Raw genomic sequence first — 23,372 nt, 5'->3', positions numbered from 1 at the left:
TTTTATGTAGGGTACAGCGTAAACACGCGGCTAATCCGCGGAAATGGCAATTTCAATCAAATTGGTTTTTCCGGACTGTAGTCCGCGGGTTACCGCTTCGGCGATATCTGCAGCCTCGGTCACCCGGCAGCAGTGGACGCCCATGGCAGTGGCCAGCGACTGAAAATCGATATGCGGGTTCACGAGGTCCATCCCGATAAAACGCCCCAGCTGCGTTGAGCTGTAGTCAGCCTGGCTCTTCATAAAGTTTTTCAGGATGTTGTACTCCCTGTTATTCATGACGATAAAGGTGACCGGCAGATTTTCATGTGCCGCCGTCCAGAGCGCCTGCGGCGAGTACAGGGAGGCTCCATCACCTATCAGGCATATCACCGGTTCCCGCCCGCGTCCCAGCGAATGCCCTACTGAGGCGGGCATCCCCCAGCCCAGACCGCCGCCGCGCATAAAGTAGTACCGCTGATGCTGCTGGTCAGAGATGAACCGGCGGACATGTCTGGCGGTCGCTATCGCCTCATCAACGATGGTGGTACCCGCCGGAATGCACCGGATGACCTCATATGCTGCGACCATCGGCGAAAGGGTCGGGCGCAACCGCTCGGCTGCCAGACGTTCTTCCTGCAGTTGCCACTCTTTTTCACGTTCAGCGCGTGCCGCTTTGAGCAGCCGCTGATGCGTCAATTTGCTTGCCACCCGGCGCTGCTCAAGCTTCGGCAACAGATCGTGCAGGGACAGTTTGATATCCCCCATTACCGAAAGGCGAGTGGCATACGTGCGGCCAAGTTCGTTCATATCCGCCGAGAGCTGATACACCGCGCAGGTTTCCGGAATGGCCTCGCCCTCGCTATATAAAATGGTAATCAGGCTTCTGCCGCCGATGATAAATACGGCATCGTAGGCGTTGATGATGCTGGCGATTTCACTGGCGGTGGTGGGCATATTGCCCCGCCAGAGCGCGTGCTGGGTGGGAAAAGGCAAATTCAGCGGCCAGGAGGAGCCGTAGACGTGGGCGCTGAGCGCTTCCGCCAGCTGGACAATCTCCTGCGTCGAGCCACTGGAGTGCACCTCATCGCCCGCCACAATCATTATCCTGCCTGGTGCGATCTCGCTGAGTGCCTCTGCCAGCTCCTCCAGCGAGCCCGCGACGGTGTGATAGTCCACTCTGGACGCCGTCTGTATCCCGGCGTCGCTCAGCTCTTCCATCACGTTCATCGGCAGAGAGAGCAGGACCGGGCCACCCGGAGGGTAGCTGGCCGCGTGAAACGCGCGTCGCACCAGCACCGGGAGCTGGTCGGCGCTGGTAACCTCCTGCGCCCATTTCATGACCGGGGAGCCAATAGAAACAATATCATCATACAGAAGCGGATCGCGGACGTAGTGTCGCGTATCCTGCTGTCCAACGGTGACCACCAGCGGGGTTTTCATGATCCGCGAATTAATGAGATTCCCCATGCCGTGCCCCAGGCCGCTGGCAGTATGCAAATTGATAAAGCCCGTTTTGCCGGAGGCTTTCGCATAGCCGTCGGCAATCGCCACCACGGTGCTCTCCTGAAGCGCCAGAATATAGTGAATATTTTCATGGCGAAGCAGGGCATCAATGAGCGGAAGTTCGGTGGTACCCGGATTACCAAAAATATATTCCACGCCTTCACTCTCCAGCACCTCAAGGAGAATATCGGCGCCTGACCGCATATTTAAATCTGATAAGGACGTTAATGATTTAATCATAATTAAACCTCATTCAGCGTTATTTAATTCATGCTAAAATTCTTCCTGCGTCGGGCGAACAACAATTTCATTAATATCAACGTCGCCTGGCTGTTCGATGGCAAATAAAACGGAGCGGGCAATCGCGTCAGCCGAAATAGCCTGCTTATAAAACTCATGGAGAAATTTTTTACTCTCTTCGTCTGAGCTGCCGAACTGCAGCTCGCTTTCGACCGCGCCGGGAGAGATAAGCGTGGTGCGTATCGTTTTACCTGCTTCCTGACGCAGACCCTCGCTCAGCGCGCGAACGGCGAATTTTGTCGCGCTGTACACCACGCCGCCGGGGGCAAGGACCTTGATGCCCGCCACCGAGGCAACGTTAATAAAGTGACCACTTCCCTGACGCTGAAACACCGGTAATGCGGCCGCGATGCCGTACAGTACCCCTTTCAGATTGGTATCAATCATCTTGTCCCATTCTTCAGTTTTCAGCTCGCTGAGGGGGGCGATAGCCATAAAGCCAGCGTTGTTGATCAGCACGTCCACGCGCTGGTATGCGGCGATGCTGGCCTCAATGGCGCGCTGGACCTCTTCCTGACGGGTAACATCGGCCTTGACGGCGATGGCCTTACCGCCTTGCTGGATTATCCTGTCCACGAGGGCATTAATTTTTTCCTGACGGCGCGCCACCAGTACCAGCGAAAACGCGTTATTCGCTAAATGGAGGGCAATGGCTTCACCAATCCCGCTGCTGGCACCGGTGATAACGACAACCTTGTTTGCACTATTATTCATGATCTTATCTCACTGTAGTGTGATTCAGAAAATAAAAGGCAGGGAAGAATTAAAGAATAACAGAAAATTCTTTAATTCTTGTTTTTGATATATTGTATATCTGACATGGAATAAGGTTCGTTTGAAACTTAATGGAGTACGGAAGAGTATGTCAATAACGTTTTATAATAATAAAATTAATTGCAAGCCTAATATTTAATTCTTATATGTAACTGTCATATGAACAGAATGAAATTGGGTGACCCTCGCGTCCCTGCGATTAAGGTGCGAAGATTATATTTTTCCACTGTAAAGCACGGGGCCCGTGGGGAGGCTGGTGGGTGAGCCACCCTCTGGTTCAAGGCTTATCGCTATCGTGGCGTCAGGAGTAAGAACTGTGTTCCTGAGAGTAACGCGTGTCGGTATGGCGGTATGCAGTAGCCCCAGCGATATCGGCGCCTGACCGTCAGGGATAAGCCAAAGCTGCAGGCTATGTTTCGCCGCAACGGCGTTCGGTCTGAGCGGGGTAATGCTCAGATGCTCGCGTCTGGCGTCCGCACTGACTACCCACTCCCCATGCTGCCGGGCATCGTTGAGCACTATCAGCGGAACAAGTTCCGGCGTGCGGGTGGAATACCAGGTAATGACGGTAACGGCGGCGAGGGAAGCCGCGGCCATCCAGCTGATATAAGGACGGCTTTTACGCAAAGGCGTTGTAGATGGCAGATCGAGGGCGATTCTCTTCCACACCGTTTCTGGCGGAGGGACTGGCACAAGATGGCTATCAAGCGTGCTGAACATGTTCTGCCAGTACGCAGCGCGGGCAGCCAGGCCAGGTTCATCGGCAAGCCGTTTCTGAAACTGAAGCCGCGCCCCTCCCCGAAGGGTGCCGAGGGCATATTCTGCTGCCAGCATGTCGTCGCGTTTTTCAGCGTCATTCATAGGCCCACACACTCCCGAAGATGATCCATTGCGCGGCGGATCCAGCTTTTTACTGAGCCCACAGGCTGCTGAAGCCAGTCAGCAATATCGCTGTGGGACATGCCCTGATAGTAGGCGAGCGTAATGCTCTGACGCTGTTCGTGGCTCAGGTGTTCCAGGCAATGCCTGAGCCGCGCTGCCTGCACGTCGTCGTGCCAGCTATTCGGCTCGTCGCTTTCGCTCAGCAGAGTCTCTTCAGAATACGACTCCTCGCGGGCGGCAGCGCGGGTTTGCCCGCTGCGCAGCCAGTCAATACAGCGGTTGCGAACAATATGCGTAAGCCAGGTCATCGGAGAGCTCAGGGCGGCGTTATAGGTTTCAGCTTTACTCCAGACGGTGACAAAACAGTCGTGAAGGATCTCTTCTGCCCAGGCGCGATGCCGCAGCATGCGCAGCGCTACGGCAAACAGATGCGGTGAAGTGAGTCGGTATAGTTGCTCAAATGCGCGGCGATCGCCGTTTGCGACCGCCTGCATTAATTTCAACTGCTGTTCAGCCAGCGCGTTATCCATGTTTTTCCCGGAAGGCAACGTCACACTTCCGAAGTATAGACAACTACTTAGGCATCAGGACGGTATCAATCACATCGATAACGCCATTTTTCTGATGGACGTCATAGGTGCTGATATTCGCCACGTTACCTTTGCCGTCCTTGAGCTGAATATTGTGCGGGCCGTTGCTCATGATCCACAGCGGTTGCCCGTTTACGGTCTTAAGCTCCGCGTGACCGCCTCCCTGCTTAATTTTCTGCTCCAGCGCTTTCATATCGTAATTACCCGCTACCACGTGATAGGTCAGGATGCTGGTGAGCAGCGCTTTATTTTCTGGCTTCACCAGATTGTCGACCGTACCCGCAGGCAATTTCGCAAACGCCGCATCGGTGGGCGCAAAGACGGTGAAGGGCCCTTTACTCTGAAGCGTATCCACCAGTCCAGCCGCTTTGACGGCGGCCACCAGGGTCGTGTGATCTTTCGAGTTCACAGCGTTCTCAACAATATTTTTGCTCGGGAACATTTCCGCTCCACCCACCATCACGGAGCCTGACGTCATGGCTGCTGAAGCGCCTGCACAGAAGAGTAAAGCGCTGGTTACAAATGCAACACGGGTTAGCTTTTTCATCATCTTTCCTCGGATTCAGGAGCAAAGGAGTTGCTCACATACTCACATACGAGGGCAGGGTGAAAACTGGATGCAGTGAAATGAAAATAAATTTTTGGCGGGGAAGTGAATTCCCTCTCCCCGGTGGGGAGAGGGGAAATGGCTTAGCGTCTTACTGGTGCCTCGTTCGCCACATAATACGCCGCCGTGCTCTTCGCCAGCGGCTCGCGACCGCGAATGGCATCGGCAACCTTCTCGCCAATCATAATGGTGGTGGCGTTCAGGTTGCCGGTGATGATCTGCGGCATAATCGACGCATCTACCACGCGTAACCCTTCCAGGCCGTGAACGCGGCCTTCACCGTCGACCACCGCCATCTCGTCATAGCCCATCTTGCAGGTGCCGCACGGATGGAAGGCAGTTTCGGCGTGGTTGCGCACGAACTCGTCCAGCTGTTCATCGGTCTGGCATTCGATACCCGGGCTGATTTCGCGGCCACGGTATTTGTCCAGCGCCGGCTGGTGCATGATCTCGCGGGTGATGCGGATCGCGTCGCGGAACTCCTGCCAGTCCTGCTCGTGGGACATATAGTTGAACAGGATCGCCGGATGCTGGTGCGGATCACGTGACTTAATCCTCACGTGCCCACGGCTCGGCGAGCGCATGGAGCCCACGTGGCACTGGAAACCGTGCTCTTTCACCGCGTTCGAGCCGTTGTAGTTAATCGCTACCGGCAGGAAGTGGTACTGAATGTTCGGCCACTCAAACTCTTCGCGGCTGCGGATAAACCCGCCCGCCTCGAAGTGGTTGCTCGCGCCCACGCCGGTGCCGCCAAACAGCCACTCGGCGCCTATCTTCGGCTGGTTCCACCACTGCAGGGCTGGGTAGAGGGAGACCGGTTCTTTGCACTCGTACTGGAGGTACATCTCCAGGTGATCCTGCAGGTTTTCACCCACGCCGGGTAAATCATGCACCAGCGGGATATCGAACTGTTTCAGCAGCTCCGCGTTGCCCACGCCGGAGCGCTGGAGGATCTGCGGAGAAGCAATGGCTCCGGCGCACAGCAGCACTTCCCTGTTAGCGGTGGCTTTCGACGGGATGGTGCTTTCGCCCTCCAGCCATTCGACGCCCACCGCGCGCTTGCCGTCAAACAGTATGCGATCGGTCATGGCGTGGGTGCGGATGGTCAGGTTCGGGCGCGGTTTCGCCTGATCCAGATAGCCGCGCGCGGTGCTGGCGCGTCGGCCCTGCGGCGTCACCGTGCGGTCCATCGGGCCGAAGCCTTCCTGCTGATAGCCGTTGAGATCGTCGGTGCGCGGATAGCCCGCCTGCACGCCCGCTTCCACCATCGCTTCAAACAGCGGGTTCACGCCCGGTTTCGAGGTGGTAACGCTCACCGGGCCGTCGCCGCCGTGGTAGTCGTTCGGCCCTACGTCACGCGTCTCGGCTTTGCGGTAGTAGGGCAGGCAGTTGAGGTAGCTCCAGTGCTCCAGGCCCGGCTCTTTTGCCCAGTGGTCGAGGTCCATCGCGTTACCGCGGATGTAGCACATGCCGTTGATCAGCGACGAGCCGCCCAGCCCTTTGCCGCGCCCGCACTCCATGCGGCGGTTGTTCATGAAGGGTTCTGGCTCGGTTTCGTACGCCCAGTTGTAGCGCTTGCCCTGCAGCGGAAACGCCAGCGCGGCGGGCATCTGGGTGCGGAAGTCAAAGCGGTAATCCGGCCCGCCCGCCTCAAGCAGCAGCACGGTGGTGTTTGGATCTTCGGTCAGTCGCGTTGCCAGTACGTTACCGGCAGAGCCGGCCCCGATAATGATGTAGTCAAATTGCAAATAAACCTCCCGGTTAAAATATGGACTGGAATTTACCCATCTCAACCTGGATGGACTTCACCTGGGTGTAGCTCTGCAGCGTCATCACGCCGTTCTCACGGCCAATGCCGGAGTGTTTGTAGCCGCCGACCGGCATCTCTGCGGCGGATTCACCCCAGGTGTTGATCCAGCAGATGCCCGCTTCGAGCTGATGAATGGCACCGTGCGCGCGGTTCAGGTCGGTGGTGACGATACCCGCCGCCAGCCCGTAGTCGGTGTCGTTGGCGCGGCGGATCGCTTCTTCTTCGCTTTCATAGCTGAGGATGGACATCACCGGGCCGAAGATCTCTTCGCGCACGATGGTCATCTCGTCGGTGCAGTCGGTGAACACGGTCGGGGCAACCCACGCGCCGTTATCGAAGCCTTCACCCTTCAGCACGTCGCCGCCGCACAGCACGCGCGCGCCTTCCTCTTTGCCTTTGGCGATGTAGCGCAGCACGCTGTCGCGGTGCGGAAAGCTGACCATCGGGCCAAAGTTGGTGCGTTCATCGAACAGATCGCCCGCGCGGATACGGCCCACGCGTTCAACGATTTTCTGCTCAAACGCGGCTTTAAACTTCGCAGGCACGAACACGCGGGTGCCGTTGGTACATACCTGGCCGGAGCTGAAGAAGTTGGCCATCATGGCGATGTCTGCCGCGAGATCGAGATCCGCGTCGTCAAAAATAATCAGCGGGGATTTGCCGCCCAGCTCCATCGTCACCTCTTTCAGGGACGAGGCCGCCGAGTTGGCCATCACTTTTTTGCCGCTGGCGACGCCCCCGGTAAAGGAGACTTTCGCGATGCCCGGATGCTCGGTCAGGTACTGACCGGTCTCCGCACCCACGCCCGGCAGGACGTTAAACACGCCGTCCGGCAGGCCCGCTTCGGTGTAGATCTCGGCAAGCTTGAGCGCGGTAAGCGGGGTCACTTCGCTCGGCTTGAAGATCATCGCATTGCCTGCCGCCAGAGCCGGAGCAGATTTCCACAGGGCGATCTGGATCGGGTAGTTCCACGCGCCGATGCCCGCCACCACGCCCAGAGGTTCGCGACGGGTGTAGACGAACGAACTGTCACGCAGGGGGATCTGGCTGCCTTCCAGCGCCGGGATCAGCCCCGCGTAGTACTCCAGCACGTCCGCGCCGGTGACGATGTCGACGGTTGAGGTTTCGGAATACGCTTTACCGGTGTCGAGGGTTTCCAGCTTCGCCAGTTCGTCATTACGTTCGCGGAGGATGTCGACAGCTCGGCGCAGAATGCGCGAGCGCGCCATTGCGGTCATCGCTGCCCAGATTTTTTGCCCGCGTTTTGCGCTTTCCACGGCGCGGTCGACATCTTCACGCCCGGCCGCCTGAACGCTTGCCAGGACTTCACCGTTGGCCGGGTTGATGGTCTCGAAGGTGCGACCGCTGGTGGCGGATGTATAACCACCATTGATATAAAGCTGCTGTTCTGCCATTCGGGACATAAATTCTCCTCGGTTATTCGGTCGGTAAATGCTGGCTGATAAAGTGGCTGGTGAGCGATTGCGCCAGTGGCTTATCCAGAGGCTTGCCGCTCAGCGCGGCGCGCAGCCACAGCCCGTCGATCAGCGCCGCTAGGCCATAGCCCGCCTCCTGGGCCTGCTCGCGCGGCAGTTCGCGGCGGAACTCGTACACCAGGTTCGAAAGCAGACGGCGGCTACTCACCTGCTGCAGGCGGTAGAGCATCGGCTGATGCATGCTGCTCGCCCAAAAGGCCAGCCAGGCCTTCATTGCTGCGCTGCTGGTCTGGGTTTCATCAAAATTGCCGCCGACAATTGCCTGCAGACGCTGCTCCGCGCTGCCGTCCGGCAGAGCGTGCAAACGGCTTAAAACCGCGTCGCGAAGCTGGCCGGTGATGTCGCGCATGGTCGCTTCCAGCAGACCATTTTTATCTTTGAAATAGTGACTGATGATCCCCGTGGACACGCCCGCCCGACGGGCGATCTGCGCGATGGTCGCGTCATGCATTCCCACTTCATTTATTGCTTCCAGCGTGGCGTCAATTAGCTGCCTGCGCCGGATCGGCTGCATCCCCACTTTGGGCATTTTTGCCACTCCATTCATCAGCTTTGGTTATACATTAAAGCGGTTTTTGATTGGACGTTCAATATAAAATGTGTCTTAATTGTTGCGGATTTGGATTTTAATAGTTACAAAAACAGTGAGGATACTGGATGACAGACCTTTCACAAGACAGAGAAAAAGACAAAATCAACCCGGTCGTTTTTTATACTTCCGCCGGGCTGATTTTGTTGTTTTCCCTGATGACGATCTTCTTTAGCGGTTTTTCTGCCGAGTGGATTGGACGCACCCTTAACTGGGTGTCGAAGACCTTCGGCTGGTACTACTTACTGGCGGCGACGCTCTATATTGTCTTTGTCGTCTGTATTGCCTGCTCGCGCTTCGGTTCGGTGAAGCTTGGGCCAGAGCAGTCAAAACCCGAGTTCAGCCTGCTGAGTTGGGCCGCGATGCTATTTGCCGCGGGCATTGGCATCGACCTGATGTTCTTCTCCGTGGCGGAACCGGTCACGCAATATATGCAGCCGCCGGAAGGGGCAGGGCAGACGATGGAGGCCGCGCGTCAGGCGATGGTCTGGACGCTGTTCCACTACGGCTTAACCGGCTGGTCGATGTACGCCCTGATGGGGATGGCGCTCGGATACTTTAGCTATCGTTATAATTTACCCCTCACCATCCGCTCTGCGCTGTACCCAATTTTCGGGAAAAAGATAAACGGGCCGATTGGTCACAGCGTCGACATTGCGGCGGTGATCGGTACCATCTTTGGTATCGCGACGACGCTCGGCATCGGTGTGGTGCAACTCAACTACGGCCTGAGCGTGCTGTTTGATATTCCGGATTCGATGGCTGCCAAGGCGGCGTTGATTGCGCTGTCGGTGATTATAGCCACCATTTCGGTGACGTCGGGGGTAGATAAAGGCATTCGCGTGCTCTCCGAGCTGAACGTGGCCCTGGCGCTTGGCCTAATTCTGTTCGTGCTGTTTATGGGGGACACTTCATTCCTGCTCAATGCGTTAGTGCTTAACGTCGGCGACTACGTGAACCGTTTTATGGGGATGACTCTGAACAGTTTCGCCTTTGATCGCCCGGTCGAATGGATGAACAACTGGACGCTGTTCTTCTGGGCGTGGTGGGTGGCGTGGTCGCCGTTTGTTGGCCTGTTCTTGGCACGTATTTCACGTGGCCGCACCATCCGCCAGTTTGTGATGGGCACGCTGATTATCCCGTTCACCTTTACCCTGCTGTGGCTGTCGGTGTTCGGCAACAGCGCGCTCCATGAGATCATCCACGGCAATGCAACCTTCGCGCAGGAAGCGATGGCGCACCCGGAGCGCGGCTTCTACAGCCTGCTGGCGCAGTACCCTGCGTTCACCTTTAGCGCCTCCGTGGCGACCATTACCGGCCTGCTGTTTTACGTCACCTCGGCCGATTCCGGCGCGCTGGTGCTGGGTAACTTCACCTCGAAGCTGAAGGACATCAACAGCGATGCGCCGAACTGGCTGCGCATCTTCTGGTCCGTCGCCATAGGCCTGCTGACGCTGGGCATGCTGATGACCAACGGGATCTCGGCGTTGCAGAACACCACGGTGATCATGGGGCTGCCGTTCAGCTTCGTGATCTTCTTTGTGATGGCCGGGTTGTATAAATCCCTCAAGGTGGAAGATTACCGCCGCGAAAGCGCCAGCCGTGACACCGCGCCGCGCCCGATGGGCGCACAAGACAGGCTGAGCTGGAAGAAACGCCTGTCGCGCCTGATGAACTACCCGGGCACGCGCTACACCAAACAGATGATGGAGACGGTCTGCTTCCCGGCGATGGAAGAGGTGGCGCAGGAACTGAAGCTGCGTGGTGCCTACGTGGAGCTGAAAAACCTGCCGCCGGAGGAGGGAGAGACGTTAGGGCATCTGAATCTGCTGGTGCATATGGGCGACGAGCAGAACTTTGTCTACCAGATCTGGCCGCAGCAGTACTCGGTGCCCGGTTTTACCTACCGGGCGCGCAGCGGGAAGTCGACCTACTACCGGCTGGAAACCTTCTTACTGGAGGGTAGCCAGGGGAATGATTTGATGGATTACAGCAAGGAGCAGGTGATCACGGACATTCTGGACCAGTATGAACGGCACCTGAACTTTATCCATTTGCACCGGGAAGCGCCGGGGAATAGCGTGATGTTCCCGGATGTTTAAGCCTTGATCTGAATAACGTACAAAGACATCGCCGCTGCCCTCATGCCGGGTGGCGGCGATGCCTTACCCGGCCAACAACGCCGCTTTACCGTTGGCCTGATAAGCGTCGCGCCATCAGGCTTTTAGCAGCGTACACACGCTCGTATCATTATTCTGCCAGATGAGAGTAAAGCGTTTACCCTCAGGATATTCTCCAACCGGGTGCGAAAGCGCCAGCGTGATTGTTTTTTCGGTTAACTCTGTGACTCTCGCCCACTCAAAACCCATGTAAGTATTCACCTTCGGGAAGAGAGCCTTAAATAAACTCTCCTTGGCGCTAAAAGCGAGCGTCAGCGCCAACGCAAAAGGGTAGCCCGATCGCGTCAGGCATATCGCTTCCTGTACATCAATGATGCCGTCCTGGATTTCGCGGGCTTCACGGTCTGGAAGAATGGCTTCGCAATCAATACCGATCAGGGCATCTGGATGACGGACAACAACCGCCATCGCCTGCGTGCCGCTGTGGGTGATACTGCCCGACACACCTTCCGGCCAGAGCGGTTCGCCGCTGGGGCCAATGCCAGGAATCGCGCGTTCATTTATCGCACCGAGCGCATACGCGGCGGCGATGCGCCCGGCCAGATGCTCGGCTTTGCGTTTGCGCCCGGCGTTTGAAAGCTCGGCGTGGTGGGGGAGCCAGAGGAGATCGGCGTCGGCGAAGGTGGCTGGGTCGAAGGTGATGTGGTGGACGGTGTGGCCGGCGAGAATGAACGTGCTGTGGGTGGTGTGCATGTTTTTCCTCTATCAGCAAATAGTGCGGCCTGATGTCCTCACCCCGTCCCTCTCCCAACGGGAGAGGGGGGAGTTACTGCCTGTATCAGAATCGCGTATTCACGCTCATATACCAGGTGCGACCCGGTTCATTATACGTATACGCACCCGCACCGTACATATACGCACCGGTGGTGGCGTTGCCCGTGGTCTGGGCATTACCCGCGCGCCACTGGCGTTTGTCGAAGACGTTGTCCACGCCGCCGGTCAGGCTGACGTTTTTGGTCATGTCCCAGGTCGCGCTCAGGCCAACGATGCTATAAGGGCTCACTTCGTCTTTCTCAGACCCGGTCACAGGCTGACCTTTGTAGTTGTACTTCTTCGGCTGCTGCTTGCCGTACCAGGTGAAGGTCGACTGGAGCGATACATCCTGGTGGACCTGCCAGCTCAGAGTGGAGTTCAGCGTGTACTCCGGGATGATCGACAGACGGTCGCCTGTCTCTTTGTTCTTGCTTTGTAGCATGTAAGTGATGTTATTGGTCCAGTTGATCGTGTCGCTAACCGGCACGTTCAGGGAGCCTTCCAGACCTTCAACCACCGCTTTCGGCACGTTTTCCCACTGGTAGATATCCGTCTGCACTTTACCGGAAGAGGTGTGACCCACCGGCGCGTAACCCGCTTCAATCTTGTCGCGATAGTCGTTGCGGAACCAGGTCACGCCAGCCAGCCAGCCGTCGCGTTTCCACTCAAGACCAATCTCTTTGTTGATGCTGGTTTCCGCTTTCAGGTCGTCGTTACCCATCATGTAACACCCGACGCCATCAGAGCTGGCATAGCAGCCCTGGCCTTTGCTGTACAGCAGGTAGTTTGGGTTGGTTTGGTACAGGCTTGGTGCTTTGTAGGCGCGCGCAATCCCCATCTTCAGCGTGAAGTCATTTCCCAGGCCTTGCGACAGGTTCAGGGACGGGCTCCAGTTGTTGCCCACAATCGTGTGGTGATCGAAGCGCAGCGCTGGTGTCAGCATGGTACTGTCGGTCAGCTCCATGTTGTTCTCGGCGAACAGAGAGAAGATCTCCGCTGAAGAGTACGGGCTACGATCGTCGCTCATGCCAGGGATCTTACCGCCTTGCTGAGTCTGCGTATTGGAGGTGGAGTCCTTCATACGCTGCTGGTTCCACTCGGTGCCCAGCGTCAGGTTCTGGTTAACGAGGAAATCAATCGGCAGGTTGATTTCGCTGTGCAGCATCACGTCGGCCAGGTCGGTGTCGGTGAATTTATTGCTGTTGAACAGGCCTTCCAGCCCCCCCGCAAGCCCTTCGCCCAGGCGCGAGTTGCGGGTGTGTTCGTACTGTGCCCAGTTGCTGGTGGTAATGCCGTTATCCCAGCCACCGTTCCATGTCACCGCAAAGTTCTGACGATAAATACGGTTGGTCTCTTTGCCGTAGTTTTTCTTCACCAGGCCGCTGGAACTGTTGTCATTGTTGGTGTTCTGGGTATCGCCTGCGTAGAGGTTGTTCTGGCGGCTGTAGCCTGCTTCAAACTCCAGAGACTGCATCGGCGCGAAGTCCCAGCGTACCACGCCGTTGATATCTTTGTTCTCCACACCTTCACGGCCTGCCGGCAGCGTGTCGGCGTAGGCACCGGTACGGTCAGACTGGTGACCCTGGTTGATGTCCCATGCGTCGGCCTGGGTTTTGTCCAGATTGCCGTACATGCGGAAGCTGAAGTCACCGCCCAGCGGGCCGCTCAGGCTGAAGTTGGTGCGTTTGGTGGACCCTTCATCCTTGTGTTCAGGCGCATTCAGATAGGTGTTCCAGGAGCCGTGCCACTGGTCGTCGAATTTTTTGGTGATGATGTTCACCACACCACCTGCCGCGCCGTTGCCGTAGCGCGCGGCGGCCGGGCCACGGATGACTTCGATGCGTTCGATCATCTCCGGTGGTACCCAGCCGGTATCACCGCGCGTATCACGCTCGCCGCGCCAGCCCAGACGGATGGAGTTACGGCTGGTCACCGGTTTGCCGTCAATCAGGATCAGGGTGTTTTCCGGCCCCATGCCACGGATGTCGATCTGACGATTATTACCGCGCTGGCCGCTGGTGGAGTTCCCGGTCAGGTTAACGCCCGGCATGGTACGGATGATTTCAGCCACGTCGCGTGCGGGTGGATTTTTACGAATTTCATCGGCGGTAATGGTCGATACACCCGGCGCCTGCAGATTCTGCTCGGCGGCGGTGATCACCATCGTGTCTTCGTGCTGCGCGGAGGCGGTATTGTCGTCTGCCAGAGCGGGTAGCGCGACGCCGTAAATCCCTAAATTGGCCAGTAAGGCCAGAGAGTGAATCTTCTTATTCATTGTACGTCCTGCTTTTATGGTTGTTTTATGAGCGCTTCCCACAGCGCGGGCACTACGCTATTGCAAATGCAAATAGTTATCAATAATATTATCAACAAAATTTGCTATGAAACAAAAAAGACTGTTAAACATGAGGTTATAAGGGTGACGGCGTTAACAACGGGAAGTGAAGCGTGGTGGCAGTCGAAAAAGGGGCCTGAATGGAAGCCGGAAAAGGGAAAATATCGCGTCACGTTCTGGTGGCGTGACCCGGCAGGAACGCAAAGAACGTCACCGATCAAACGCGTCTGGCTTTACGTCACTGGCGTAACAGACCACCATCAAAATGCCCGACCGCAGTCCCTCGAACGCATTCCCGATACCGATGTCTGGCAGTGGCAGGGTGAGTTCAGCCCCGAATGGCGGGGGAGCTACTGTTTTATCCCCTCCGATAACGAAAACGATTTTGCCGATACCGTGTTTGAAGGCGAGCAGCCGGAGCGTATGGCGCTGCGCGAAGGCTGGCGCAGGCTGCTGCCGCACGCGGTTTCCGACCCGCTGAATCCGCAGAGCTGGCGCGGCGGTCGCGGTCATGCCGTCTCGGCGCTGGAGATGCCGGACGCGCCCGTTCAGCCCGGCTGGGATCGTCCCGATACGCCGTATCAGCCGCCGGTCTGCATTGAGTGGAACAGCACGCGTCTGAACAACCGCCGCCGCGTGTGGATTTTTACCACCGGAGATGACGACCCCGAGCGCCCGCTGGCGGTGCTGCTCGACGGGCAGTTCTGGGCCGAAAGCATGCCCGTCTGGCCTGCGCTGACGTCGCTCACCACCGAGCGCAAACTGCCGCCTGCGGTCTACGTATTGATCGATGTGATCGACATGGAACATCGCAGCCGCGAACTGCCCTGCAACCCCGATTTCTGGCTGGCGGTGCAGGAAGAGGTTCTCCCTCTTGTAAAAAAACGTGCGCCATTTAGCGATCGCGCCGACCGTACCGTGCTGGCGGGACAGAGCTTTGGCGGACTCTCTTCACTTTATGCCGGACTCAACTGGCCGCAGCGCTTTGGCTGCGTGCTGAGCCAGTCCGGCTCGTACTGGTGGCCGCACCGCGGCGGGCAGCAGGACGGGTGCCTCATTGAACAGCTCAGAGCGGGTGAGCTAACCGCGAGAGGGCTGCGTATCGTCCTTGAGGCCGGGCGCAACGAGCCGCTGATTTTCAATGCCAATCAGGCGATTTACGCCGAACTACACGCGCAGCAGCCGATTTTCTGGCGTCAGGTTGACGGCGGACACGATGCGCTTTGCTGGCGCGGTGGGCTGACGCAGGGGCTGATGACCCTCTGGCAGCCGCTCATTCAATAACGGAGTCTGTATGGAATTCAGCAATCCTTTCGATAATCCGCAGGGACAGTTCGCCATTTTGCGTAACGACCAGGGGCAGTACAGCCTGTGGCCGCAGCAGTGCGAACTGCCGGCGGGGTGGCGCGTGGTATGTGAAGCACAGTCGCAGGAAGCGTGCCAGCAGTGGCTGACCGGGCACTGGCAAACGTTAGAACCGTCTCATTATGCGGGGGAGAGTGCATGAACCGTCTTCCTCTTGTCGCCGCCCAGCCGGGTATTTGGATGGCGGAACAACTGTCCACGTTGCCCAACGCCTGGAGCGTGGCGCACTACACCGAACTGAAAGGCGATATTGACGCGCCGCTGCTGGCCAAAGCCATTCTTGAAGGCATGATGCAGGCCGATACCCTGCGCATGCGTTTCGCAGAAGATAACGGTGAAGTGTGGCAGTGGTTGGATGAGTCCATGATGTTGCCGGAACCCACCGTCATTCGCGTCGGCTCACACGATGACGCTGTGGCGCTGATGACAGCCGATCTCAACCAGAACCTGCGTGTGGACAGCGGCCAGCCGCTGGCGTTTCACCAGCTGATTCAGGTAGCTGAAAGCCACTGGTACTGGTATCAGCGTTATCACCACCTGGTGGTGGATGGCTTCAGCTTCCCGGCGATTACGCGCCATATTGCCGCGATTTATGCTTCATGGAAAAACGGCGAACCCACGCCAGAATCCCCGTTTACGCCTTTCGCTGAGGTGGTGGAAGAGTACCAGCGCTATCGCGACAGCGAGGCGTATCAGCGTGATGGCGCTTTCTGGGCTGAACAGCGGAAAGCGCTTCCTTCCCCCGTTTCGCTCTCTTCCACGCCGCTACCCGGGCGTGCAGCAACCACCGACATTCTGCGTCTGAACATGACCGCTGACAGCCGTGCCTTTACCCAACTGGCACAGGCGGGAGGGCAGGTGCAGCGTACCGATCTGGCGCTTGCGCTGGTGGCGCTGTGGCTCGGGCGCCTCACCGGACGGCTGGACTACGCCGCCGGGTTTATCTTTATGCGCCGCATGGGGTCCGCCGCGCTGACCGCCACCGGACCGGTACTCAACGTCCTGCCGCTGGCGGTAAATATCCATCCGCAGGAGAGCCTTCCAGAGCTGGCATTGCGCCTGGCGAACCAGTTGAAAAAAATGCGCCGCCACCAGCGCTACGACGCCGAGCAGATCGTGCGCGACAGCGGGCGCGCCGCAGGCGACGAAGCCCTGTTTGGCCCGGTGCTGAACATTAAGATGTTCGATTATCAGTTGGATATCGACGGCGTAGAGGCCACCACCCACACGCTGGCAACCGGCCCGGTGAACGATCTGGAGCTGGCATTGTTCCCGGACGAGCAGGGTGGGTTGAGCATTGAGATCCTCGCCAATAAACAGCGCTACGATGAAGCAACGCTCGCCCGCCACGTTTCGCGCCTGAACGCGATGCTCATGCAGTTTGCCGCCAACCCGGACCTGCGCTGCGGCGAAGTGGAAACCGTTTCGGAGCAGGAATATCAGCAACTGGCCCGCATCAACGATACCGGGCTGGCGCTGCCGTCCACCACGCTGCCGGATCTGGTTGCGAATCAGGCAAGCAAAACGCCGGACGCCCCTGCGCTGGCGGACGCGCATATTGAACTGAACTATCGCCAGATGCGCGAGCAGGTTGTCGCCCTGGCAACGTTACTGCGCGAACGCGGCGTGAAGCCGGGCGACAGCGTGGCGGTGGCCTTACCGCGTTCGGTGTTTTTGACGCTGGCTCTGCACGGCATTGTGGAAGCGGGCGCTGCCTGGCTGCCGCTGGATACCGGTTACCCGGACGACCGTCTGCGGATGATGCTGGAGGATGCGAAACCGTCGCTACTCATCACCACCGACGAGCAGCTCCCGCGCTTTAGCGATCTCCCGATCACGGCGTTTAGTTACAACACACTGTTACCGGCTGCGGATGCGGAACCGCTGCGCCTGGCGAAGCCGGAGCAGACTGCGTACATCATTTTTACCTCTGGCTCTACTGGCCGCCCGAAAGGGGTGATGGTTGGACATACTGCCATCGTAAACCGCCTGAAGTGGATGCAGGATCACTACCCGCTGGACGCCAGTGACGTGGTAGCGCAGAAAACGCCGTGCAGCTTTGATGTCTCGGTGTGGGAGTTCTGGTGGCCGTTTATTGCCGGGGCGAAGCTGGTAATGGCCGAGCCGGAAGCTCACCGCGATCCGCAGGCGATGCAGACCTTCTTCGCGCAACACGGTGTGACCACCACTCACTTTGTACCGTCGATGCTGGCGGCATTTGTCGCCTCGCTGACGCCGGAGAACGTCGACTGTTGTCAGTCGCTTAAGCAGGTCTTCTGCAGCGGTGAAGCTCTGCCGACGGCGCTTTGCCGGGAATGGGAGCAACTGACCCATGCGCCGCTACATAACCTCTACGGCCCGACGGAAGCGGCTGTGGACGTCAGCTGGTATCCGGCGTATGGCCCAGAGCTGGCGGCGGTGGAGGGCAACAGCGTGCCAATTGGCTTCCCGGTGTGGAACACGGGGCTGCGCATTCTGGATGCGATGATGCGCCCGGTGCCGTTTGGCGTAGCGGGCGATCTCTATCTTACCGGTATTCAGCTGGCGCAAGGGTATCTGGGACGTCCTGATCTGACCGCCAGCCGATTTATCGCTGACCCGTTCGCGCCGGGTGAACGTATGTACCGCACCGGTGACGTCGCCCGCTGGCTGGATAACGGCGCGGTGGAGTATTTAGGCCGCAGTGACGATCAGCTGAAAATTCGCGGCCAGCGCATCGAACTGGGTGAAATCGACCGGGCGATGCTGTCCCTGCCGGACGTCGCGCAGGCCGTGGCGCATGCCTGCGTGTTCAACCAGGCGGCGGCAACGGGTGGAGATGCCCGTCAGCTGGTGGGGTACGTTGTCTCCGAATCCGGTTTGCCGCTGGATCGTGATACCTTGCTGGAATCGCTTAAAGCGCGGCTTCCGCCGCATATGGTGCCGGTGGTGCTTTTGCAAATCAGTGCGCTGCCGTTAAGCGCGAACGGCAAGCTTGACCGCAAGGCGCTGCCGCTGCCGGAGCTCACCCGTCAAACTTCCGGCCGCGCGCCGGAGACGGGCACCGAAGTTGCCGTCGCGCAGGCGTTTTCTGCGCTACTAGGCTGTGAGGTGAATGATATCGAAGCCGATTTCTTCGCCCTCGGAGGACACTCTCTGCTGGCGATGCGCCTGGCGGCACAGCTCAGCCGCGCGTTTGCCCGCAAGGTCACACCGGGGCAAATTATGGTCGCCTCGACGGTGAGCAAGCTTAGCGCGCTGTTAGATTCACAGATGAGCGACGAGCAGGCGCAGCGTCTGGGGTATGAAGCTCTTCTGCCGCTGCGTGAAAGCGATGGCCCGACGCTGTTTTGCTTCCACCCTGCGTCCGGCTTTGCCTGGCAGTTTAGCGTGCTGGCGCGTTATCTTAGCCCGCGCTGGTCGATTACCGGCATTCAGTCGCCGCGCCCGGACGGGCCAATGCAGCAGTGCGCCGATCTGGATGGTGTGATCGAACATCATCTGGCGACACTGAGAGCCCAGCAGCCGCAGGGGCCGTATTACCTGTTCGGCTATTCCCTCGGCGGTACGCTGGCTCAGGGTATTGCGGCCCGACTGCGCGAGCAGGGTGAAGAGGTGGCATTCCTCGGCCTGCTGGATACCTGGCCGCCGGAAACCCAGAACTGGGCGGAGAAAGAGGCCAACGGCCTCGACCCGGAAGTGTTGGCGGAAATTGAGCGCGAGCGTCAGGCGTTTATCGCCGCGCAGCAGGGACAAGGCTCCAGCGAGCTATTCAGTGCCATTGAAGGCAACTACGCCGATGCGGTGCGGCTACTGACCACGGCGCACAGCGCGCGCTTTGAGGGTAAAGCGACGCTGTTTGTTGCCGAACGCACTCGAACGATGGACCCGCAGCAGGCCTGGTCGCCGTGGGTGGCGGAGCTTGAGGTGTATAGTCAGGATTGCGCCCACGTGGATATCATTTCACCGCAGGCGTTTGAGAAGATAGGACCGGTGTTGAGGGAGATTTTGGGGTAACGTTTAAAGCCCCTCACCCTAACCCTCTCCCCGTGGGAGAGGGCCGGGGTGAGGGCATCAGACCGCACGCTTGCCTAACGGCACTACCAGCGGCGTGCCCGCCACCGGATCGTCAATTATCATGCAGCGCATGCCGTAGATCTGCTCGATCAGCTCCGGTGTCACAATCTCTCCCGGTGCGCCCTGCGCCACAATTTCGCCATCGCGCAGCGCAATCAGGTGCGTGGCGTAGCGGCAGGCCTGATTCAAATCGTGCAGTACCGCCGCCAGGGTATACCCCTGCGTGCGGTTGAGATCGCTCAGCAATTCGAGCAAATCAATCTGATGGCTGATGTCCAGCCATGTCGTCGGCTCGTCCAGCAGCATAATGGACGTCTCCTGCGCCAGCACCATCGCGATCCACGCGCGCTGGCGCTGCCCGCCAGAGAGGGTATCCACGCTTTGCCGGGCGAGATCGGTAATGCCCGTCGCCTGCATCGCGCGGGTCACCGCCTCGTCATCCTCTTTACGCCAGCGGGTAAACAGCGGCTGATGCGGGTAGCGTCCGCGAGAGACCAGCTCCTGCACCGTGATATCGCCCGGCGTAGTGGCGTTTTGCGCCAGCAGCCCAATGCGCCTGGCCACTTCTTTGCTGGCGAAGTGCTGGATGTGCTCGCCGTCGAGGTACACGCTGCCTTCAACTGGCGTCATCAAACGGCTGAGGGTGCGCAGCAGGGTCGATTTTCCGCAGCCGTTCGGGCCGATAATCGCCGTAAAGTGGCCGTCCGGAATAGCAACGGTTAAGTCACGGGCAATGATTTTTTTGCCGTAACCCAGGGTTAAGTTGTCGCCGCGCAAGCGGGAAGCTAAGTCAGTCATTTCTTGCGTGACTCCTGAACTAACAAGACGATGAGGTAAATCCCGCCGAGGCTGACGGTCACGACGCCCACCGGAAGTTGATAAGGCATAAACAGCTGTTGGGCGCAGAGATCGGCGGCCAGCAATAACAATGCGCCACACAGCGCCGCCTGGGTTAAGCCCCAGCGCGCAGTGCCGCTAAGACGCCGGGCAATATGCGGTGCCACCAGGGCGATAAACGAGATTGGCCCGGCAATCGCCGTCGCCGCTGCGGTCAGCAAGACGGCGACCAGCATCAGCATCAGGCGCGAACGTTCAACACTCACACCCAGGGCGCAGGCACTGTCATCACCCATCTCCATCAGACGCATACGGCGCACCAGCAGCAGGGCACCGATAAACATCAGAACAATCAATGGTGCCGCGGGCCAGGTTTTGCCCCATGTCAGGCCATTCAGGGAACCGGCGTACCACAGTCCCGCAGAGAGCGCGGTTTCCAGTGACGCCTGCAACAAAAGCCAGGTATTAAACGCCATCAGCATTGCACGCACGCCGATGCCGATGATGATCAGACGAAAGGTGTCGATACCGTTACGCCAGGCAAGCGCCCAGATAATCAGCGAGGTCAGAATGCCCCCGGCCATTGCGGTAAAGGTAATGGCCGTCAGGTGCTGACCAAACAGCACCATTGCCACTAATACGCCGCTCCAGGCACCGGTATTGAGGCCCATCACGTCCGGGCTGCCGAGCGGGTTGCGCATCAGCGACTGGAAAATCGCGCCGCTCACCCCGAGCGCCGCGCCCACCAGTATCGCCATCGCCACGCGCGGCAGTCGCCACTCCGTCACCACCAGGGTTATATTGCGCGGCGCGCTGCCGAGCAGGGCGTTAAACACCTGGGTGAAATCGAGCGTCACCGCGCCGCTGCGCAGGCTCCACGTTGCCAGCAGCAGAATGGTGATAACCAGCAGGGAGACACAGGCGACTAAACGTCGGGATGGGGCCATCATGCGCCACCTCCGCGTCGGCGGCGTACCAGGAAAATCAGCACCGGCGCACCGATAAAGGCGCTGACCACCGAGACGCGCAGCTCGCCGGGGACCAGCAAACGTCCCAGGATATCGGCAAACAGCAGCAGGGCAGGCGTTGCAAGAAGCGTGACCGGCAGTGACCAGCGGTGATCTGCCCCCACCAGCCAGCGCGCCACGTGCGGCATCATCAGGCCGATAAAGGCGATTGGGCCGACGACCGCCGTTGCACTGCCGCACAGGACGGTAATGGCAAGAAGACCAATGAGTTGGGTACGTGCAACCCGGTTACCAAGCGCAGTGGCGGTATCGCTGCCCAGGCTCAGGCTATTCAGCGCCCGGCTTAAAAACAGCGCGACGGCGGCAGCGATGATCACCGGGAGCACCACTACCTTTAAGGTTTCCAGCGTACGGATATCCAGCGAGCCGGCCTGCCAGAAGCGCAGCCGGTCGTAAACGTCCGGGTTGAGCAGGGCGATGCCGTTGGATAACCCTTCCAGCACCGCCGCGAGCGCGACACCCGCAAGGGTCAGACGTACCGGGCTGAGTTGCCCGCCGCCCTGGCTGCCGGTAAACGCCACCACCAGCGAGGCCACCAGCGCGCCGCAAAAGGCCATCACCAGCTGTTCAGACGCTGACGTTAACCCGAACATGGCCGCGCCGAGCACAATGGCAAAACTGGCACCGCTGTTGACGCCCAGAATACCAGGGTCGGCCAGCGGGTTGCGGGTGAGGGTTTGCATCAGAGCACCCGCAAGGCCCAGCGCGCCACCGGCCAGCAGTCCGGCAAGCGTGCGGGGCAGTCGGGCGTCGAGCACGATGATGCAGTCGGCGCTCTGGCAGGTGCCGGTGAGCGCATCAACGATAACGGACGCGGGCAGCGGCTTAGCGCCGACCAGCAGGCTGAGTGCAATCGCAAGGATCAACAGCAGCAATAAAACGGGCACGGCAATGGCGCGCACCGAAGAAGAGGAAAACGACATAGCAACATCCATGATTTGATAATGATAGTGATTATCGTTATCTATCTTATTTAGCTATGTTAGCATGTGCGCCCATGGAATGGGTAGAATTACACTCAAGGCTTTGTCATGAATCAAAGATCCTGGCTGCTCAACCTCAGCCTGCTTAAAACGCACCCTGCATACCGGGCAGTTTTTATCGCCCGCTTTATCTCCATTTTATCTCTCGGCCTGCTCGGCGTTGCCGTGCCGGTACAGATCCAGACCATAACGGACTCCAGCTGGCTGGTGGGGTTATCGGTTACCTTTACGGGCGGGGCGATGTTTATCGGACTGATGGTCGGCGGCGTGCTGGCGGACCGCTACGAGCGTAAAAAGCTGATCCTGCTGGCGCGCGGCACCTGCGGCGTGGGGTTTATCGGGCTGTGTCTGAACGCCATGCTGCCCGAACCCTCGCTTGTGGCGATTTACGCCCTCGGGTTGTGGGACGGCTTTTTTGCCTCGCTAGGGGTAACGGCACTGCTGGCTGCCACTCCCGCGCTGGTCGGACGCGAGAACCTGATGCAGGCGGGGGCGATTACCATGCTTACCGTGCGTCTGGGCTCGGTGATTTCGCCGATGCTCGGCGGTCTGCTGCTGGCGACCGGTAACGTGGCGTGGAACTATGGACTGGCGGCGGCGGGCACCTTCATCACCACGCTGACGCTGTTGCGCCTGCCGTTGCTGCCGCCACCGCCGCAGCCGCGCGAGCATCCGCTGAAATCTCTGATGGCCGCTATTCGTTTCCTGTTCAGCAACCCGCTGATTGGCGGGATTGCGCTGCTCGGTGGCCTGCTGACGATGGCCAGCGCCGTGCGCGTGCTGTACCCGGCGCTGGCGGGAGAGTGGCAGATGAGCGCCTCGGAGATTGGCATTCTCTACGCCGCCATTCCGCTTGGCGCGGCGTGCGGGGCGCTGACCAGCGGTAATTTGGCGCAGAGTGTACGCCCGGGGCTGATTATGCTGCTTGCCACGCTGGCCTCGTTTATCGCCATTGGTTTCTTCAGCCTGATGCCGGTGTGGGCGCTGGGGGTGATTTGCCTGGTGATCTTCGGCTGGCTGAGTGCTATCAGTTCGCTGCTGCAATATACCCTGATTCAGACCCAGACACCGGAAGGAATGCTGGGGCGAATTAATGGCCTGTGGACGGCACAAAACGTAACGGGCGATGCGATTGGTGCGGCGATCCTCGGTGGGCTGGGGGCAATGATGACTCCGGTGGCGTCGGCGAGCAGCTGCGGGTTTGCGTTAACGATTGTGGGTGTGATTCTGTTAATGGTGCTTGTGGAGTTGCGGCGGTTCAGGCAGGAGGTTGTTCTGAACGACGGTGCGGCGTGATGCCCT

General features: G+C 58.9%; 18 protein-coding genes. 5 read left to right on the top strand and 13 right to left on the bottom strand.

Annotated features, from left to right (window positions below; translation table 11 throughout):
• Positions 1–30 precede the first annotated feature (30 nt).
• The 8 genes from JGF26_RS04685 to betI form a co-directional block, all read right to left on the bottom strand.
• The gene (locus JGF26_RS04685) at positions 31–1,725 is read right to left on the bottom strand and encodes a thiamine pyrophosphate-binding protein (protein WP_134707276.1); all 1,695 of its coding nucleotides are present in this window, start codon (positions 1,723–1,725) and stop codon (positions 31–33) included.
• 33 nt (positions 1,726–1,758) lie between these two features.
• Positions 1,759–2,499: an SDR family oxidoreductase gene (locus JGF26_RS04680; RefSeq protein WP_134707277.1), complete on the bottom strand. Its 741-nt coding sequence runs from the start codon at positions 2,497–2,499 to the stop codon at positions 1,759–1,761.
• Between the two features lie 273 nt (positions 2,500–2,772).
• The gene (locus JGF26_RS04675) at positions 2,773–3,420 is read right to left on the bottom strand and encodes an anti-sigma factor (protein WP_134707278.1); all 648 of its coding nucleotides are present in this window, start codon (positions 3,418–3,420) and stop codon (positions 2,773–2,775) included.
• A complete protein-coding gene (locus JGF26_RS04670; RefSeq protein WP_134707279.1) occupies positions 3,417–3,971 on the bottom strand; it encodes a sigma-70 family RNA polymerase sigma factor in 555 nt (184 codons plus the stop codon). The genes JGF26_RS04675 and JGF26_RS04670 overlap by 4 nt, the downstream gene beginning before the upstream one ends.
• A 43-nt stretch (positions 3,972–4,014) precedes the next feature.
• Positions 4,015–4,578 carry a fasciclin domain-containing protein gene (locus JGF26_RS04665; protein ID WP_134707280.1) on the bottom strand — a complete coding sequence of 188 codons (564 nt, stop codon included), beginning with the start codon at positions 4,576–4,578 and terminating at the stop codon, positions 4,015–4,017.
• 143 nt (positions 4,579–4,721) lie between these two features.
• On the bottom strand, positions 4,722–6,386 hold the full coding sequence (gene betA, locus JGF26_RS04660) for a choline dehydrogenase (protein WP_134707281.1): 1,665 nt from the start codon (positions 6,384–6,386) through the stop codon (positions 4,722–4,724).
• 13 nt (positions 6,387–6,399) lie between these two features.
• On the bottom strand, positions 6,400–7,872 hold the full coding sequence (gene betB, locus JGF26_RS04655; protein ID WP_134707282.1) for a betaine-aldehyde dehydrogenase: 1,473 nt from the start codon (positions 7,870–7,872) through the stop codon (positions 6,400–6,402).
• A 13-nt stretch (positions 7,873–7,885) separates the two neighbouring features.
• The gene (betI, locus tag JGF26_RS04650; protein ID WP_134707631.1) at positions 7,886–8,473 is read right to left on the bottom strand and encodes a transcriptional regulator BetI; all 588 of its coding nucleotides are present in this window, start codon (positions 8,471–8,473) and stop codon (positions 7,886–7,888) included.
• A gap of 128 nt (positions 8,474–8,601) precedes the next feature.
• Between betI and betT the strand changes: the two genes are divergently transcribed.
• On the top strand, positions 8,602–10,635 hold the full coding sequence (gene betT, locus JGF26_RS04645) for a choline BCCT transporter BetT (protein ID WP_134707283.1): 2,034 nt from the start codon (positions 8,602–8,604) through the stop codon (positions 10,633–10,635).
• A 114-nt stretch (positions 10,636–10,749) separates the two neighbouring features.
• Here the strand turns inward: betT and entD are convergent, their stop codons facing one another.
• Both entD and JGF26_RS04635 read right to left on the bottom strand, forming a co-directional pair.
• On the bottom strand, positions 10,750–11,406 hold the full coding sequence (entD, locus tag JGF26_RS04640) for an enterobactin synthase subunit EntD (protein WP_134707284.1): 657 nt from the start codon (positions 11,404–11,406) through the stop codon (positions 10,750–10,752).
• Between the two features lie 85 nt (positions 11,407–11,491).
• A complete protein-coding gene (locus tag JGF26_RS04635; RefSeq protein ID WP_108090632.1) occupies positions 11,492–13,741 on the bottom strand; it encodes a TonB-dependent siderophore receptor in 2,250 nt (749 codons plus the stop codon).
• Between the two features lie 144 nt (positions 13,742–13,885).
• On the opposite strand from JGF26_RS04635, the gene fes reads away from it, so the two are divergent.
• Genes fes through entF form a run of 3 tightly spaced genes read left to right on the top strand, consistent with a single transcriptional unit; the run spans position 13,886 to position 19,162 of the window.
• Complete coding sequence (gene fes, locus JGF26_RS04630) at positions 13,886–15,085, top strand: enterochelin esterase (RefSeq protein WP_134707285.1); 1,200 nt, start codon at positions 13,886–13,888, stop codon at positions 15,083–15,085.
• A 10-nt stretch (positions 15,086–15,095) separates the two neighbouring features.
• On the top strand, positions 15,096–15,308 hold the full coding sequence (locus JGF26_RS04625; protein ID WP_028019520.1) for an MbtH family protein: 213 nt from the start codon (positions 15,096–15,098) through the stop codon (positions 15,306–15,308).
• On the top strand, positions 15,305–19,162 hold the full coding sequence (gene entF / locus JGF26_RS04620; RefSeq protein WP_134707286.1) for an enterobactin non-ribosomal peptide synthetase EntF: 3,858 nt from the start codon (positions 15,305–15,307) through the stop codon (positions 19,160–19,162). Before JGF26_RS04625 ends, entF begins: the two co-directional genes overlap by 4 nt.
• A 57-nt stretch (positions 19,163–19,219) precedes the next feature.
• On the opposite strand, the gene fepC is transcribed toward entF, so the two are convergent.
• From fepC to fepD, 3 genes are read right to left on the bottom strand one after another with little or no spacing between them, the layout of a single operon-like run.
• Positions 19,220–20,020 (bottom strand): iron-enterobactin ABC transporter ATP-binding protein, encoded by an 801-nt coding sequence (gene fepC, locus JGF26_RS04615; protein ID WP_134707287.1) that lies wholly within the window; start codon positions 20,018–20,020, stop codon positions 19,220–19,222.
• Positions 20,017–21,009, bottom strand: a complete 993-nt coding sequence (gene fepG, locus JGF26_RS04610; RefSeq protein ID WP_134707288.1) for an iron-enterobactin ABC transporter permease — start codon at positions 21,007–21,009, stop codon at positions 20,017–20,019. Before fepG ends, fepC begins: the two co-directional genes overlap by 4 nt.
• The gene (gene fepD / locus JGF26_RS04605) at positions 21,006–22,010 is read right to left on the bottom strand and encodes a Fe(3+)-siderophore ABC transporter permease (RefSeq protein WP_134707289.1); all 1,005 of its coding nucleotides are present in this window, start codon (positions 22,008–22,010) and stop codon (positions 21,006–21,008) included. The genes fepG and fepD overlap by 4 nt, the downstream gene beginning before the upstream one ends.
• A gap of 108 nt (positions 22,011–22,118) precedes the next feature.
• On the opposite strand from fepD, the gene entS reads away from it, so the two are divergent.
• Positions 22,119–23,366, top strand: a complete 1,248-nt coding sequence (entS, locus tag JGF26_RS04600; RefSeq protein ID WP_134707290.1) for an enterobactin transporter EntS — start codon at positions 22,119–22,121, stop codon at positions 23,364–23,366.
• Positions 23,367–23,372: the final 6 nt, after the last annotated feature.

Origin of the sequence: Enterobacter sp. E1, assembly GCF_016809815.1 — a bacterium.
In the GTDB taxonomy this organism is placed as follows: domain Bacteria; phylum Pseudomonadota; class Gammaproteobacteria; order Enterobacterales; family Enterobacteriaceae; genus Enterobacter; species Enterobacter adelaidei.
The sequence above is the reverse complement of the archived record's forward strand: the minus strand, read 5'-3'. Positions and strand labels throughout refer to the sequence as shown.

Excerpts from the sequence above, each read along its gene's own strand:
- JGF26_RS04685 (WP_134707276.1), bottom strand. The coding sequence starts at position 1,725 with ATGATTAAATCATTAACGTCCTTATCAGATTTAAATATGCGGTCAGGC.
- JGF26_RS04680 (WP_134707277.1), bottom strand. The coding sequence starts at position 2,499 with ATGAATAATAGTGCAAACAAGGTTGTCGTTATCACCGGTGCCAGCAGC.
- JGF26_RS04675 (WP_134707278.1), bottom strand. The coding sequence starts at position 3,420 with ATGAATGACGCTGAAAAACGCGACGACATGCTGGCAGCAGAATATGCC.
- JGF26_RS04670 (WP_134707279.1), bottom strand. The coding sequence starts at position 3,971 with ATGGATAACGCGCTGGCTGAACAGCAGTTGAAATTAATGCAGGCGGTC.
- JGF26_RS04665 (WP_134707280.1), bottom strand. The coding sequence starts at position 4,578 with ATGAAAAAGCTAACCCGTGTTGCATTTGTAACCAGCGCTTTACTCTTC.
- betB (WP_134707282.1), bottom strand. The coding sequence starts at position 7,872 with ATGTCCCGAATGGCAGAACAGCAGCTTTATATCAATGGTGGTTATACA.
- betI (WP_134707631.1), bottom strand. The coding sequence starts at position 8,473 with ATGCCCAAAGTGGGGATGCAGCCGATCCGGCGCAGGCAGCTAATTGAC.
- betT (WP_134707283.1), top strand. The coding sequence starts at position 8,602 with ATGACAGACCTTTCACAAGACAGAGAAAAAGACAAAATCAACCCGGTC.
- entD (WP_134707284.1), bottom strand. The coding sequence starts at position 11,406 with ATGCACACCACCCACAGCACGTTCATTCTCGCCGGCCACACCGTCCAC.
- JGF26_RS04635 (WP_108090632.1), bottom strand. The coding sequence starts at position 13,741 with ATGAATAAGAAGATTCACTCTCTGGCCTTACTGGCCAATTTAGGGATT.
- JGF26_RS04625 (WP_028019520.1), top strand. The coding sequence starts at position 15,096 with ATGGAATTCAGCAATCCTTTCGATAATCCGCAGGGACAGTTCGCCATT.
- entF (WP_134707286.1), top strand. The coding sequence starts at position 15,305 with ATGAACCGTCTTCCTCTTGTCGCCGCCCAGCCGGGTATTTGGATGGCG.
- fepC (WP_134707287.1), bottom strand. The coding sequence starts at position 20,020 with ATGACTGACTTAGCTTCCCGCTTGCGCGGCGACAACTTAACCCTGGGT.
- fepG (WP_134707288.1), bottom strand. The coding sequence starts at position 21,009 with ATGATGGCCCCATCCCGACGTTTAGTCGCCTGTGTCTCCCTGCTGGTT.
- fepD (WP_134707289.1), bottom strand. The coding sequence starts at position 22,010 with ATGTCGTTTTCCTCTTCTTCGGTGCGCGCCATTGCCGTGCCCGTTTTA.
- entS (WP_134707290.1), top strand. The coding sequence starts at position 22,119 with ATGAATCAAAGATCCTGGCTGCTCAACCTCAGCCTGCTTAAAACGCAC.